Annotated in this window: 16 protein-coding genes; all 16 read right to left on the bottom strand. The window is 48.3% G+C overall.

Annotated elements, in window-relative coordinates:
* The coding region (locus Q7S09_05580; GenBank protein ID MDO8558618.1) for a VWA domain-containing protein at nt 1–948 on the bottom strand (948 nt) is incomplete at its 3' end.
* A 179-nt stretch (nt 949–1,127) separates the two neighbouring features.
* Nucleotides 1,128–2,015 carry an SIMPL domain-containing protein gene (locus tag Q7S09_05575; GenBank protein ID MDO8558617.1) on the bottom strand — a complete coding sequence of 296 codons (888 nt, stop codon included), beginning with the start codon at nt 2,013–2,015 and terminating at the stop codon, nt 1,128–1,130.
* Between the two features lie 171 nt (nt 2,016–2,186).
* The gene (locus Q7S09_05570; protein ID MDO8558616.1) at nt 2,187–2,528 is read right to left on the bottom strand and encodes a rhodanese-like domain-containing protein; all 342 of its coding nucleotides are present in this window, start codon (nt 2,526–2,528) and stop codon (nt 2,187–2,189) included.
* 31 nt (nt 2,529–2,559) lie between these two features.
* Complete coding sequence (gene nth / locus Q7S09_05565) at nt 2,560–3,249, bottom strand: endonuclease III (GenBank protein MDO8558615.1); 690 nt, start codon at nt 3,247–3,249, stop codon at nt 2,560–2,562.
* 286 nt (nt 3,250–3,535) lie between these two features.
* Nucleotides 3,536–4,414, bottom strand: a complete 879-nt coding sequence (locus Q7S09_05560) for an A/G-specific adenine glycosylase (protein MDO8558614.1) — start codon at nt 4,412–4,414, stop codon at nt 3,536–3,538.
* Nucleotides 4,415–4,416: 2 nt separating this feature from the next.
* Nucleotides 4,417–5,694 (bottom strand): lytic murein transglycosylase, encoded by a 1,278-nt coding sequence (locus Q7S09_05555; protein MDO8558613.1) that lies wholly within the window; start codon nt 5,692–5,694, stop codon nt 4,417–4,419.
* A 223-nt stretch (nt 5,695–5,917) separates the two neighbouring features.
* Nucleotides 5,918–6,955 carry a beta-galactosidase gene (locus Q7S09_05550; protein ID MDO8558612.1) on the bottom strand — a complete coding sequence of 346 codons (1,038 nt, stop codon included), beginning with the start codon at nt 6,953–6,955 and terminating at the stop codon, nt 5,918–5,920.
* Nucleotides 6,956–6,957: 2 nt separating this feature from the next.
* Nucleotides 6,958–7,854 (bottom strand): hypothetical protein, encoded by an 897-nt coding sequence (locus Q7S09_05545; GenBank protein ID MDO8558611.1) that lies wholly within the window; start codon nt 7,852–7,854, stop codon nt 6,958–6,960.
* A gap of 87 nt (nt 7,855–7,941) precedes the next feature.
* Nucleotides 7,942–8,193: a NifU family protein gene (locus tag Q7S09_05540; protein MDO8558610.1), complete on the bottom strand. Its 252-nt coding sequence runs from the start codon at nt 8,191–8,193 to the stop codon at nt 7,942–7,944.
* The gene (locus Q7S09_05535; GenBank protein MDO8558609.1) at nt 8,190–8,513 is read right to left on the bottom strand and encodes a pilin; all 324 of its coding nucleotides are present in this window, start codon (nt 8,511–8,513) and stop codon (nt 8,190–8,192) included. The genes Q7S09_05540 and Q7S09_05535 overlap by 4 nt, the downstream gene beginning before the upstream one ends.
* Nucleotides 8,514–8,579: 66 nt before the next feature.
* Nucleotides 8,580–9,494 (bottom strand): arginase, encoded by a 915-nt coding sequence (gene rocF / locus Q7S09_05530; protein MDO8558608.1) that lies wholly within the window; start codon nt 9,492–9,494, stop codon nt 8,580–8,582.
* 550 nt (nt 9,495–10,044) lie between these two features.
* Nucleotides 10,045–10,524 carry a hypothetical protein gene (locus Q7S09_05525; GenBank protein ID MDO8558607.1) on the bottom strand — a complete coding sequence of 160 codons (480 nt, stop codon included), beginning with the start codon at nt 10,522–10,524 and terminating at the stop codon, nt 10,045–10,047.
* A gap of 102 nt (nt 10,525–10,626) precedes the next feature.
* Entirely contained in the window at nt 10,627–11,976 is a 1,350-nt protein-coding gene (locus Q7S09_05520) for an FAD-dependent oxidoreductase (protein MDO8558606.1), read from the bottom strand.
* Between the two features lie 101 nt (nt 11,977–12,077).
* Nucleotides 12,078–13,316, bottom strand: a complete 1,239-nt coding sequence (locus Q7S09_05515; GenBank protein MDO8558605.1) for a cysteine desulfurase family protein — start codon at nt 13,314–13,316, stop codon at nt 12,078–12,080.
* An 8-nt stretch (nt 13,317–13,324) separates the two neighbouring features.
* Nucleotides 13,325–13,723, bottom strand: coding sequence for an iron-sulfur cluster assembly scaffold protein (locus tag Q7S09_05510; protein MDO8558604.1), 399 nt, complete (start codon nt 13,721–13,723; stop codon nt 13,325–13,327).
* Nucleotides 13,724–13,832: 109 nt separating this feature from the next.
* Nucleotides 13,833–15,047: a cysteine desulfurase gene (locus Q7S09_05505; protein ID MDO8558603.1), complete on the bottom strand. Its 1,215-nt coding sequence runs from the start codon at nt 15,045–15,047 to the stop codon at nt 13,833–13,835.
* Nucleotides 15,048–15,111: the final 64 nt, after the last annotated feature.

Here is a 15,111-nt window from a genome sequence, read left to right as displayed (position 1 = left end):
CTCGTTTTTCACCGGATCAGCAGCGTAGAACAAGAGCCAAAACTTATGCGTTAGCTCCTCCGTGACGCGTTTAAAAGCCATCCGACGTTCTCGTCCGCCCATGAATGGAAAGAATGTCCCGCCGCTGTTGCGCGCTATGTTGCGGAGCCATTCTCCCGACGTTTCTGGCGAGGTCCATACGCCCCTCATCATAAGCGGTGTGCGCTCCGAATCCCGATGGTTGGTATACAGAACGTAGACGGGGATATCCGAGCCCAGCAACGCATATTCGACAAGGTCTTTTTTCGCAACGTGCGCCCTTACGGCGTTACCCCCGAACCGTTCTTTCTGAATAGCGCTCGCATTCTCCTGCCCGTCGCTAAGCAGGATAATGGCTTTCCGGTATTCGCCGATTCCGCGTTTTTCCTCTTCCTCCTCCAGACGCTTCACCGCAGTAAGCAAAGCGTCAAAAAGCGCCGTTCCGCCGCCACCCGATAGCTTCTTGATATCGCCAACGAGAGTGTCTACGTTATCCGTGAAAGCCCGTCTGCCGTCAACCGATTCTCTGAATGGGATCAGAAGCGCGGCATCTTTCCCGGGACGCATGGCGGTAAGCACAAAATCCTGCAAAATCTTCTTCACGGAACCTGCCTCGCTCTGAAAAACGGAGTCCGAAGTATCCAGAGCGAAAGCGAGCAGTAATGGCTGTTCGCCGCCGAATACCGATTTAACTTCCGGCGTCTGCCAATCCTTTCCGGGAACTTTTTCCGACACTCTGAATTTCTCGCGCGGGAGATTGTCAACAAACGCATTGTGGTTTTCGGTATCGAGTACGAAAAATCCAACCTGCAGGGGCCTTATCGTCACGGTAGTTACTGCCGATGAGTCCTTCTCCTGACTTTTTACAGGTCCGATGAAAGTCGCAGTCACGCATAACAATCCAAAAAATACTCTCTGCCATGGCTTCATACAAGCTCCTTAATTTTGAAAAGTACAGACAACGAAAACGTACCACTATTAAGACTCTCCGTCAACGTTAACGACGGCGCCTTATGATCAATTTCGCTTTTGTGTCATTCCGAACTTGTTCGCGCTCACGCATGAGCTGTGAAGGTTCGCTTATCCATTGGGCCGCGGACACGGATCAATCATTCGATTCTATACGTAACCGAGACGGTAACCGAGATATCCTGTAAACCTTCCTCGAGTTGTGGAGAGCCTGCGCCTCCACCTCCCATACCAATAGCTTCGGCTTTTCCGTAGAACACGGGAGGCGGCATATCGCCTCCTGATTCGGAGAACGAGATGATGCGTCCAAGCTTTACGCCGGCAAGACGCGAAAGTTCCCGAGCTTTCAGATCCACTTTCTTAAAGGCTTCCTTGCTGGCCTCTTCTTTAAATTTATCCGGATCATCTACGAAAAAACGAACGTCTCCCACCTGGTTGGCACCTCGCGTCGTTGCTCCCTCCAGTATAACACCCACTTGTTTCAGGTCGTGCAGCTTCACCCGCAGAGATTGGGTAAGCGTATATCCGGAAATATTGGATTGACCCCGCAGGTATTCATATTTAGGATATAGCGAGTATGCCGCAGTTTTGATGTCTTTTGCATCTATCTTACTTGATTTTACAAATTCAATTATTGCGTTCATCTTTTTTGCATTTTCCTGCTGCACATCCTGCGGAGTTTTTCCTTCGGTAAGCACAGAAAGTTCTATCTCGGCAGTATCCGGAGAAACCGCGGATTTTCCTGTTGCCGAAAACGTTACGGTATGCTGAACAATGCCGGCCGGTCCGTAATTCAATAGGTGCTTGACCTCGAGGCTCTTTGCCACTGTCCAGACCGCCAAAAATATACCCGCGACTGCTCCCAAAATACAAAGGCACGTTCTGCAATTATGTCCCATCCAGCGTGAGGTTCGGCTTGCAAAGGAGCCGCATTCTCCATTTTCTACACAAGAACCGCCGCACCTGCATCCATCGGAACCACAACAGGAATCGTGCGTTCCGGCTTCTTCGTGTTTTTTATCTTCCATATGATGAAATTATTTAGTAATAAAGTTTAAAAAACATCAGTGAGGCACACGAAACAACGGCGAGTAAGAGCGTAAGCATCCCCATGCACCATGGGCAAGGTTTATCGCGCGCTATAGTTTTTTTAAATAGAGACATGTGCGGGATATCGGAACAGTACGGGAAAAAGAATTTCACTCGCTTGCCGTAAAATAGCCTCCGCCCCTCCAGCCGATAAACCCCTCGGCAAGAAGATAAAGAGAGCGGGTATCAAACTTGCGGGAAACGAGTATCTCGGCCGCTCGCTGGGTAAAAACATCTTTTTCGTCCGATCCGTAAAGAACAATGGGTTCTTCGTAATTCAGAACTTCCGTTGCCCGTTCCTCCACGAGGTCATAAGGAAGATGCAGCGCTTTGGGAATATGTTCCTTGAAATATGCACTATAAGGCCTGATATCCACAATCTGTATCCGCTCTCCCCGATCAAGCCTTTCTTTAAGTTGCTCTTTTGTGATGGTATTAAATGTTATGGCCATAAAGTTCTCTCTGCTTGGTACATCGAGTATATCACATTCTGCTTGAAGGACACATCCTGTTCAAGAGACAGTGAGTACATCGGGGTTTTTGCGAGATACAAATGGTTCGTCCGTGTTCAATAAGAAGATAGGTGAGCCTAAACCAATCTTTTTTGGATATCAGCACCATGAGATCCCGCTCTATCTTTTCTGGGGTATTTCCCTTGGTAAGCCCCAGGCGCTGGGCAAGCCGCCGCACATGCGTATCCACCGCAATGCCTTCCACGATGCCGAAAGCGTTGCCCAGAACGACGTTTGCGGTCTTACGGGCAACACCGCGAAGCATGAGCATTTTTTGCATCGACCTGGGAAGATTGCCGCCAAATTGCTCAACAAGCATCCGACAAGCAGCTTTGATATTCTTTGCTTTTGCGCGATAAAAACCGGTTGAATGTATGTCTTTTTCAAGTATTCTAGAATCGGCATCCGCAAAATCTTTTGCCGTCTTGTATTTTTTAAAAAGCTTCTCCGTCACCTCGTTCACTTTCTTGTCGGTACACTGTGCCGACAGCATCACCGCAACAAGCAGCTGAATATCATTGCCGTATTTCAAAAACATCTTCGCCTCGGGATATTCGCTCTTCAGATATCGAACGATCAATGCCGCACGCGTTTTTTTCCTAATCGGTTTTTCATTCTTTATCCAAGGCCTGCTCAATTCGGACAGAAAAGTTCTTGACATAAACGTATTTTTGACATTATATAGTTATAAAAAGTGGGTATACTAGAAAAGTATGGAGGTGGGCAATGACCCTAGAAAAATATACCCTTTTGGCGAGGGGAAAACCCTGCGTCGGATGCGGAAAACCGTTGACTGGTAGAGTAGAACACTACGACCACAGTGGTGGCTGGGAAGTACGCGGATTTACGGAGCGGCAGTGGCTGTTCGTTGTTTGCCCAAATCGGAAATGCGAATACCAGAATGCCTTATGGAAATTCGGTATTGCAGGCCGAGCAATCGAAGACAGTTACGCGGGGAGCTGATAAAAGCTTCCCTTTTTTGTTATCAGGCCGTCACGTAGAAGTGTTCGCAGAATTTTTTTGACACGTGTCTTTGGCTCTTGAATGCCTGATATAAGCATATTGATATCCGTGCGTTCTTTCTCTCTCAAAAGATCAACAATCCTCCCTCGGATCTTTCTATCAGATCCTTCAAATTTTGACTGCGGATGGCGGACTACCCTCCCTTCAAGCACCTGCCATCCTTGAGCAAGAACCTTTGGAGCGGCCTTGCAGAATTTTTGCATGGGGCAGACGGAGCAAAGTGGTTTTGGACGGCATACGATACTGCCAAAATCCATGAGGGCACCATGATACAGTGCTGTATCATGGTGTGGCAAATCACGAGAAATCAAACTGCTTATACGCTCCTCGGCAACCGCGGATGGATTCTTGCCGAAGTATACCCGTGAAAATATTCTCCGGATGTTCGTATCCTGGAGGGCAACATGTTTCTTGAATGCAAAAGAAAGAACCGCGCGCGCAGTGTAGTCCCCTATTCCCGATAATTTATGCAAGGATTCATACGTGTCTGGGATTTTGCCATAATGCTCCTTAACACACGCCTCAGCACATTTTTTTAAAAAGAGCGCCCTTCTATTAAACCCCATCCCCTGCCACGCACGGAGCACCGATGCGCCGGATGCACGGGCAAGTTTTTTGAGAGTCGGAAATTGTTTTATAAACGTATGATATTTTGGGACAACCCGTCCCACCTGCGTCTGCTGCAGCATGATCTCCGAAACGAGAATATGATAGGGATCGTGCGTATGCCGCCACGGTAGCGTATGACGACCGTTTTTTCTATACCATGCCATCAGTTTTCCGACAAAGTCCTGTTTTTTCATTATTACAAAGTTTTTTCAATGTCTGCGGCCTTCTCAATGGCCAGATTCGCATAGTAGTTGCAAATGGATTTTGAGCAATAGGGACTCCCGCCGATATAGGCCTTTGCGGCCGCAAGCTCTCCTGAAGTGGTTTTCGATGATGCGCCATCCTGCCCGAGCTTGATGGCGGCAGCAAAGAACGCATCCTCAATGTTCCATGGATTTGCAGGACGCCCCGTATAAGAAGTTACGCGAGCGCGATACCCAAGCCACGTAGTGGGCAAGAATTGCGCAGGACCCATCGCCCCTCCCCAGCCATAGCTGGGTTTTTTGGAAACAGGGGTAGTGTTCGGATCCAATCCAAGCTCCCGGCAGATCTGCAAAAACGCTTCATGATCCCTTGGATGCATGTCCGCTAAATACGTCCCCTTCCCCACATTCGCGCCCATGCGCGATTCTATTTCCAAGATTGCAATAAGAAATGCCGGCCGGATACCGATTCTACCCGCAACCAATACTCCGAGAGTAGCGGCTTGCTCTGCTGTAACCCCAATGCGTTGCAGATAATAAATTTCGTTTTTAAGCTTCTCAACGTTTGCCTTGGAGAGTTTGACCATCTCCTGAAACTTTTTCTCTTCTCCTTTCGTCACCGTAAGGAGATATTGCTTGTCATTTTGCTGCTTTGCGAGAGTTTCTTTTTGAACAATTTGAAGGCTTTTCAGCTGTTCGTGTTCGACCTTGTCTTCCTCAAGCGATATTTTTTCTTCCTCAAGATCTATTTTTTGTTCCTTCACGGCCATGAGCGCCTCATAAATCTTACCCTCGACGAGCTCTAGGGCATGAAGGGCGTTCAAAAAATCAGAAAAACGAGCATTCGCGATAAAAATGGCAAGCCGAGGCAGACGGTCGTACGCATCCAGTGCCGCAAGATGCGTTACAATGATGTTCTTTTTCTCCCCGATGATTTTCTCGGCACTAGCGATGGCCGTTTCGTGTTCTTTAATGTCCGTCAAAAGTCCCTCAATCACCAGCGAGAGCCTGCGTATCTCAAGCAAACTTTTTTTAATTTTTGCATCGAGCGTGGCAATGTCATTCTTGAGAGTTCGTTGCTTTGATTGCCGGCCTACAATCTCATTTCCGTACTGGGCGATCTCTTTCTCAAGATCTGCAATCTCCTGAGATTTGGTCTGTATTTGGACCTGGGTGCTGGGAGCCGGCGTGACCACCTGTGCAAAAGAATAAAAAGGCGCCCACGCGCTTATGAAGAGCACTATGAAGCTTATGCCGAGTTTTTGAAACATGGAAAAACCTAGGAACCACATTTATGCGGCTCTGCGATAAAGTGTTCGCCGCATTTTTCACAATAAAGATGTCTCTCCAGAGGCTGGCCGTATTTCTCGCAACTCTTGGCAGCGCAAGTTCTGGCGCCCGCCGTCCATTGGTCTTTGGTCGCAACACCCTTGCATGAGCCGGTACAAATATAGTGAACTGGATAAGCCATAAGTTGAAGTTAATAATATATGCCTACTCTTTGAATATTTGCCCGGCATAATCCCAATAAAAAGGAACTTGATGTTTCGTTTTCATCCAGTACCACCATTCTGCTCCCCACACATACTGCGTCGCAAAGCGCGAATCGCGCGCGTAGCGAAGATTCTCTATGAACTGCGCGGGAGGCATGGACTTCATCATCTCTTCGATCGTGTTCTCGTATATCTGCAGATGCGCCCACGGCTCTCCCTGAAGCTCAATGACCACGATGTCTTTCACCGAGGGATAGAGCCATTTTATCAAAATGGTTTTTTTCCAATAGAACCATTCGGGGATTGGATAGCGCACATAACCGGTTGATTGCCACCACACCACGCGGTAGAGCGTTGAGCCGATAACATCGGCGAGCCTTGCGGCGCCAATCCATGTGGAGAATTCTCCGGATTCCGATATAACCAGGCTCCGCGAGGGTTCCATCGAACGGACAAGCGCAACCTCCTGGCCAAAGAAATCTTCATTAAGAACGGGACAGATGCCAAACGGCAAGAATGGTTCGTTCTCTATCTGCCAATGGGTTATCGCATTCTCGTCCTTGTAGTGTTCCATGGTGGCGCGCAGATAACGCAGCAGCTTTTCGTGTTCCGTAGCGTCTAGACCTTCTCGCATTTTTTCATCCGTATCTTTTTGAAGCCATGCTGGGTAATGGCACTCCGGCCATCGCGGAAGTTTCTGCCCGAATGCTAGCATCACGCCAATGTTCCTTTTTTTTGCCTGGGAGATCTGCCAGTCGAGACCCTCAAAGTCAAAATTGCCTTCCCTTGGTTCAATTTCCGACCAATAGGCAACAAGCCGTATTGTTTTTATGTTAAGTTCGTCGAGTATGGCTATATAGGTTTCTTTCCAATCAAGGCCAAGCTTTTCGGTAAATGGTCTCGAGAACGTAATGCCATATGTGAAACGTTCGGGTTTTTGGGGATTACGAACCGACGTTAAAAAAATAGTAAGTATTAGTGTAATTCCCGAAATGACTACCAGTACCGTCATTAAAATTCTTTTTATAAACTTTTTCATATCTACATCCTAAGTAGCAATAAACCTATAATAATTCCGCTGATGGCTATGCATTTTGCAATAACAATCTTGGGGTTTAACGTCTCTTTCACGACTCCGGGTAGAAATTTACTAAGTACTATCATAATTAAGAATATCACCGCGTATTCCGCGCCCTTAAGCGCATTTACCAGTGTAACCGAGCCCAAAGCTATGGAGTAATTTAGAACAATGAACGAAAGTCCCGCCCCGATGCGGACAAGCACAAGAAACCCAATGTGACTTTGTGGGTCCCGGGTTGTCCCAAATATCCGCCGTCGCCATCGAGGCACAAGAAGCAATGTAAGCGCCATTGCCCCGCCGGCAAGCCGCATCCAGATAAAGCCGGAAATGAATGGCTCATGATGCTCAAAAACATATTTTGCAAGAACGCTCGAAAGCGCAGAAAGCAATCCTGCAAGCACCGCTCCAAAAAATACCGCCACATGATGGTCTCCTTTTTGGTACCCATAGAACGAGAGAAGAACACTGGAAGCCACCAGAACACAAAAAGCAAGAAACTGGGTGCTCTCCAACTTCTCGTGGATGAAGAAGGAGGCAAGAAACATCGTAGCCAGAGGAAATACCACGCCCATAGTCGGCACTACACGAGATACGTCGCCATGCTCAATGGACCAAAAAAGTACCAGAAGGAAAACGGTGAACGCCGCCCCGGACGCAAGCGCAGCAACAAGCACCATTGGCGAGGGAAGCGAAAAGCCAAAGGGAATGGCAAGAACAAATACCAGTCCGAAAACTCCGACCCAGAACCCATAAGATATGGCGTTAGGAATGCGCCGTGTGAGAAAATATTTATCGCTTACCGCAACGGCGGCATTTATCGCATACGCCGCTACCGCGAAAAAAGCCCAGAGTGGCATTTGGTAAGTATACCTTAATTACCATTTTCGCGCGAAGTAAAAAACGCCTCTTGTAGGCGAGCTGTAATTTCTATCACTTATAGGAACTTATTCGTATTCCAGCCCAATAATCTCTTCCGGAAATTTATCGATGAGCATCTGCTCAACGCCCATCTGAAACGTTATGGCCGCCATAGAACAGCCGTGGCATGCGCCTTTGAGCGCTACCGTTACGATCCCCTCTTCAACTTTTTTCAACTCCGCATCGCCTCCGTGAAGTGCCAAAAAAGGCTTCACGTCTTTTTCCAGCACCTCGAAAATGCGGTCTTTGAGCGTTTGTGTCTCTATTTTTGCCTTCATGCGCCAAAAAAGTTCTTAATGACCGTAATAAAGTTTTGCGCCAAAATCACCACTACAACGCCTACAATGGAATAAATCAGCGTATGCCTTGCGCCCCGGCGCTTTTCTTCGTCTCCGCCCGCGAACATGAACTTGATGCCGGAGATAATAATCATGATGCCCGCAATGAGAAATGCGAACGACGCAAGCCAGTACATGCCTCTATTAAGCATGAGCGCAAGATAATTGAACGCGTCATCCGCCGTCGGCGCATTGCCGGAGGAAAATGCCGGGAAGGTGACAAACGTGGTAGGAAGGGCTTTGGAAAGAATTTTTCTCATATCACTCGCCTGACAAATATTAAGAAATCAGTATAGCATGCTCGCATACATATCGCAATTCTTCCTTCACATGATTCGTTTTCCAAAGGCGGACATTGCAAGTTCTACCGCTAAATTGGCGGTGCGGTTTGAGGAATCCAGAATAGGATTTACCTCCACGATCTCCATAGACGTCATCCCTCCCGTATCGGATATCATTTCCAGCGCCAAATGCGCTTCGCGGTATGTTCCGCCTCCCCGAATGGGCGTGCCGACCCCGGGGGCCTCCGAGGGATCAACGAAATCCATATCTAAGCTGACGTGAAACCCATCCGTCTCCTTACAGACAATTTTAACAGCATCCTCCATCACAGCTCGCATCCCCCGCTCGTCAATTTCGCGCATAGTAAAGGCTTTGACCCCCGATCTTCGCACATGGGGTTTTTCTAGCACATCTACGTCGCGAACACCGACCAGTACCACGTTCTGCGGCCGAACTACCGGGGCATACCCGGCAAGGTGCGTGAGTTCTTTCGGTCCAAGCCCCACACAGCAAGCAAGCGGCATTCCGTGCACGTTGCCGCTGGGACTTGTCTGGGGAGTGTTCATGTCGGCATGCGCATCTATCCAAATAAGTCCAATGCGCTTTCCTTTCTTTTGAAAATAGCGGCTGACACCCGTGACCGTTCCTATGGCGATGGAGTGATCTCCCCCAAGCACGAGCGGCGCGCTCTTTTTTTGTAGCGCGTCCGTCACGCCCCTTGCAAGCCTCCTGCAGGTCTCCGCTATCTCTTCAAGATATTTTGCCCGTGGATTTTTAAATGCCCGAGTCTCCAATATCGCCGCTGGGATATTTCCCGCATCTTCAATGTCATATCCGAGCGAACGCAATCTTGCATGAAGGCCTGCCGCACGAATCGCAGAAGGTCCCATATCCACCCCTCGCCGGTCTTGACCTAAGTCCATCGGCACACCCAGAATTTGTATTTTAGATATTGGCATGACGAATCTGCTTTTTTAATAATCAACCGCAGGGATTTTCCTTATTTTAAGCGATTTTTCCATTTTTGCATCTGCTAAATTGGGTAGATTATAGAAAATGTCATGCGGGTTATTTCATTGACATAGTACGTATTTTTAATTTAACATACTTTCAGAACTTATCAGTAAATTGGAGGCGCGAATTGCTTGCATTCAAGGTGTTACGAGATGATTTAACATCACTCGGACTTCGTGCGGCGAGGCATAGCCGTATTCAATATTTGGTCGGAAAATGGACAGTTCCTAGGGAGCCAATCGCAGAAAACGGTGAATCTGGTGGGTTATATGTCACTCCGACTCGTGGCGATGCCAATGCGCTAAAACGTTACTTCGAGAGGAAATACGGACTAACTGCTCGAGTTTTCTCCTGTGAAATTGGCAGAATCCTCACGCGCACTTCCTGCAGAATCAAAACCGACAAAGTGAAGCTCCTGCAGGAAGTCGTCTAACTACATGGTCATCACAAGATGGCCATTTTTCATATCCTCACTTCCCATGACACTTCTGGTATTTATTGACTGATCCACGCGGACACCGAAGCAATATCTTCTCTTTGATGCTCTCCTATTAACATTTGCTTGTAATCAACTAACGCCTTAGGTGGTATTACTGGAACACTTATCCCAAAAACCTCCTTCTCCACTGACTTTAAAAAATCCGTGGGCATACTTTTCCATTCTCCGGTTCTTGCGTCACAAATTTTCATACTATCTGCGCCACTTATATCTATTTCTTGCCCCTCGAAACTTAATGTCATCAACTTACAATCCCATCGTTCGTCATTATAATGCGCTGGACCATAAACAATAAACTTGTTTACATCTTCCATAATTTTAGGGAAGTCGTCATCGGGGATATCGATATCAATATCGGCCAGGGGTCTATTCGATCCATAAACTTTCGCGGCAAGCCCACCAGTTATTTGAAATGGCACCTCGTGCTTTTTCAAAATTCCTATTATCCATTTGAATGCTTTTTCGGTATTTTTCATACTTTCAAGCCTCCTAATCTCTTTGATACTTCATTCTCTTCAATATCCTTACGTTCTCAAGTGTGTAAGGATGTTTATAGCGCTAATCTCCCGAATCATACCTCAAATCCGCTCCGCGATATGTCGTGCCACAACAACGCCATGCATGGAGGATTGCATGAGGCCGCGCGTGTATCCGGAACCATCTCCGGCGACAAAAAGGCCCGGGATCATCGTTTCAAATCCGCCGTGTTGCACCTTGATACGGTTTGAGTAGAACTTCACTTCCGCACCGTAAAGCAGGGTCGAGTCGCCCGCAACGCCCGGCACAATAGCATCAAGCGCTTCAAGTATCTCGATAATGGACACCAGATGCCTGTGTGGAAGCGCGAGACTCAAATCCCCCGGCACAGCCTCCGCAAGAGTCGGGGAAACGAAGGAACTTCTGATCTTTTCTGTCGTGCTTCTGCGGTGGTCTTTGAGATCTCCGAGACGCTGGACCAGAACGCTTCCTCCGGCAAGAAGATTTGCAAGGCCTGATACGGAACGCGCATATTCCAGAGGGTCATTAAACGGCTCGGTGAAGGTTTTGGTTACCAGCACCGCAAAATTTGTGTTACCTGATTTTATATCTTTGGCGCTGTGGCCATTTACCGTCGTAAGCCCCCGATAATTTTCCATCGCAACAAATCCTGAAGGGCACATGCAAAACGTCCGAACTTTGTCCCGATAGGTCTTTGAGAAATAAAGCACTTTCAATTCATACACGAGATCCGTAACCGGTTTCATGATCTCATCCCGCACTTCCACCCGCACGCCGATATCCACGCCATTGTTCTCCATCGCAAGCCCAAGTCGCCTGGCCTCTTCCTGGAACCATTCAGCACCTCCGCGGCCGGGAGCAATGATAACCTTCTGGGCCGTGAAACGATTTCCGTTCTCGCACACCACTTCAAAAACACCCATACCGGGGTTAATGTGGGAAACGCCGCTATTCACCTTAACCTCTACGCCCTTCTCTTCTATATGTTTTCTGATGTTATCAACAATGATGCGAGATTTATCTGTGCCAAGGTGCCGAATAGGAAAGTGTACGAGTTCCATGTCTGCGGCAATGACCCGACGCCGGAGGTCTGCTACTTGGTCGGATGTCGCATCCACGAGTTTTTTGTCTCCGCCGAACTCAAGATACGCGCGATCGACATCGCGCATGACGCTCTCGAATTCTTCCTGGGTCATAAAATCGCGCAGTTGCCCGCCGGATAGCGCCGTGTGATTCAGCTTCCCGTCGGAAAATGCGCCGGACCCTCCCCACCCGCAGGTGAGATTCGCTTTTTCATCAAACGTCCGTAGCGGTCCTTTTTCAAACACTATGGTCCTGACACCCGGCTTACGCCGCGTCAGTTCAAGCGCAGCAAACATGCCGGCAGGACCGGACCCTATGATAGCTACATCGTAATTTGCTTTTGACATAAGCGGTGTGCCTGCGAGCACAACAATAAGCGTGGGGCCCACGCTTTAGTATTTTATTACATATTTTCAGGATTATGGGAAGCGTCTTTGTCCACAGCGCTTCAATGACGGAGCAGTTTAATTGCTTTTTTCATCTCTTCGACGACATCATCACAATTTTTCTTTGAGGTGTTTCTGCCGAGCGTCATGCGGAGACTCTCCCGGGCTTTCTTTGGAGAAAGGCCCAGAGCAGTCAGTACGTGCGACGGCTTGCTGCTTTGCGCGGTGCATGCGGAACCCACAGCCGTCTCTACTCGCACCCCATCAAGATATAGAACCAAAACCTCTCCTTCAACATCACTAACCGAGATATGGATGTTATTGGGAAGGCGACGAGCGGGATCGCCGTTGAGCACTACGCCCTTTATTTCATTCTGCAGTTTCCCAATAAAATAATCCCGAAGTTTTGTAAGCCGCGCGACTTCTTTGCTCTTTAGTTTCTCGACGATCTCCAGCGCACGCGCAAATCCTACAATGCCCGGAACATTTTCAGTTCCGCTCCACAACCCCTTTTCCTGCCCGCCGCCAAAAACAATGGGTTTGAGCCTTACCCCGCTTTTCACATACAGCATACCGCTCATTTTCGGACCGTATATCTTTGAGCCGTTGAGCGTCATAAGGTCCACGCCGAGCTTTTGTACATTGAGATTAAGATAGTTTGCAGCTTGGCATGCATCGGTATGGAAATAGGGTAATTCAGGATTGCGAATTGCCCAGCCTCGACTCGCCGTCTCGGCGAGGCGGGCGGATTGCGGATTGCGAATTTTTCTAAAGTCACGAATAGTCTTGGCGATCTCGCGGATCGGCTGAATGGTGCCTATCTCGTTGTTCGCATACATCACAGAAACAAAAATTGTATCAGGACGAAGAGCTTTCTTTACATCCCGCGGGTCTACCAATCCATTTTTATCAATCTTCAAAAAAGTAACCGAAAAACCATCTTTCTCAAGTTGCCGTGCGGGCTCCAGCACCGCTTCATGTTCAATGGACGAGACAATGATGTGCTTCTTTCCGCCGCCCGCATATGCCCGCGCAATGCCCAATACCGCAAGATTGTCGCTTGCCGTTCCTCCGGGCGTAAATACGACCTCCGATGACGAGCAATGCAAAATATCGGCGATATGTTTCCGGGCATTCTCGACGGCTTTGCGAGTTTCAAGTCCTCCTCCATAGATACTCGACGGATTTTGGAATTTTTCGCTCCAAAACAGCCGCATCTCCTGTTCTACTTTTGGGTCGAGCGGAGTAGTTGCGGCGTGGTCAAGATATATGAATTTTTTGTTTGGTTTGATTCTTCGCATAGAGCACGCTACCTTTTTTTCTTCGGATCCATCTTCAGAACTTCAAGCGGCAAAAGCGCGCACTTGATGCGGGCGGGACTTACGGGAGCACCAAAAAGCTTTAACTGTTCCTCTGGCGTGACTTTCCGAACCTCATCCAGCGTTTTTCCTTCCGCGTATTCCATAAGAACGGAGGCGGCAACCGCGCTTACGGCGCACCCCGTGTGCAAAAATCGAGCCTCGGCGATTTTGCCCGTGGTGAGCTTTGTCGAACCATCTTTATGCATCCGAAACGCAAGCTCCATCCAATCCCCGCACACCGCGTTATCTCCGGAGAAGGCAAAATCAGGATTATCTATTTTTGCCATATACGGCGAATCCTTGCTTAATTCCCATATACGCTTGAATGCGGTAAGGTTTGTTGACATAAGATTCACCGGGAAAAACTCCCTGGCGTCCAACCTTTTGCTAATTTGCGCAAATTAGCAAATGGAGGTTTTAGGCAGGTCTTGATGATTTAATGGGAAGATGTGGTAACTAACACAGTTCCGCAGAAATATTTTTAAGTACCGAGACTGCTTTTTCAATATCTTCCTTGCTGTTGTAAATGTAGAAACTCATACGGGTGGTGGCTGGAACCCCCAGAACATCCATATGCAAAGGCATGGTGCAGTGGTTTCCCGCGCGCATGCAAATGTGTTCCGCATCAAGCAATGAAGCAAGGTCGTGCGGATGGATATTGGCCATGGTAAATGCCACAACTCCTGTTCGGTCTTCTGCTTTTTTGGGACCGTGAACGATAAGCCCAGGAATCTTGGCAAGCTCCTCAAGCGCGTATGCAGTAAGTTCAATTTCGTGCTTCCGTATCTCGTCCATACCGATGCTCGCAAGATAATCAATCGCAGCCCCCAAGCCAATGGCCGCTTCAATGGCCGGGGTTCCCGCCTCAAAACGCAGTGGAGCCTCCTGATACGTAAAATCCTTTTGCGTAACACTCATAATCATCTCCCCTCCCCCAAGAAACGGTGGTAACTTATCAAGCCAGGCATCGCTTACATACAACACCCCAATACCCGAAGGGCCCAGCATCTTGTGGCCCGAAAATACGTAAAAATCGCAACCGATATCCTGCACATCAACTTTGAAATGCGGAACGGCTTGCGCGCCGTCAACCAGAACGGGTATGCCGCGCTTATGAAAATACTCGGTGAGCTTTTTTACCGGATTTATGGTACCCAGCACATTTGAGGCATGGGTGAAGGCGGCAAGTTTGGTTTTTCCGGAAACTTTATTTTCAATACCAGCTTCATCCAAATACCCGTCTTTCGTAACCCCCATGAACGCAACCGTTATGCCATGAGACTTTGCGCGCATGTGCCAGGGGACGATGTTGGCATGATGCTCCATGAGCGTGGTAAGCACCTCGTCCCCTTCTTTCAAGTTGTCCTGCCCCCACGAATGGGCAAGCAAGTTTATACCCTCGGTGGCATTACGCACGAATATGATATTACGAGAGCTTGGCGCGTTGATGAACTTGGCGATTTTCTCCCGTGCCGCTTCATACGCGACGGTCGCTTCCTCCGAAATACCATATATCCCGCGATGCACGTTGGCATTGCGTTTTGTGTAATGCTCCGATATCGCGTCAATAACGGCCTTGGGCTTTTGCGCCGTTGCGGTGCTGTCCAAATACACGAGCTCCGGATGCTCGGCAAATATTGGAAAATCGTTTTTGATGGTTTGGGGAATCATGTGTTTAATATCCTATGATCATGCACGAGGCAGGATGCTGTATTCTGGAGGCCATAATACCCCC

Source organism: bacterium (assembly GCA_030649025.1).
Classification (GTDB): Bacteria; Patescibacteriota; Minisyncoccia; order JAUYLV01; family JAUYLV01; genus JAUSGO01.
The sequence above is the reverse complement of the archived record's forward strand: the minus strand, read 5'-3'. Positions and strand labels throughout refer to the sequence as shown.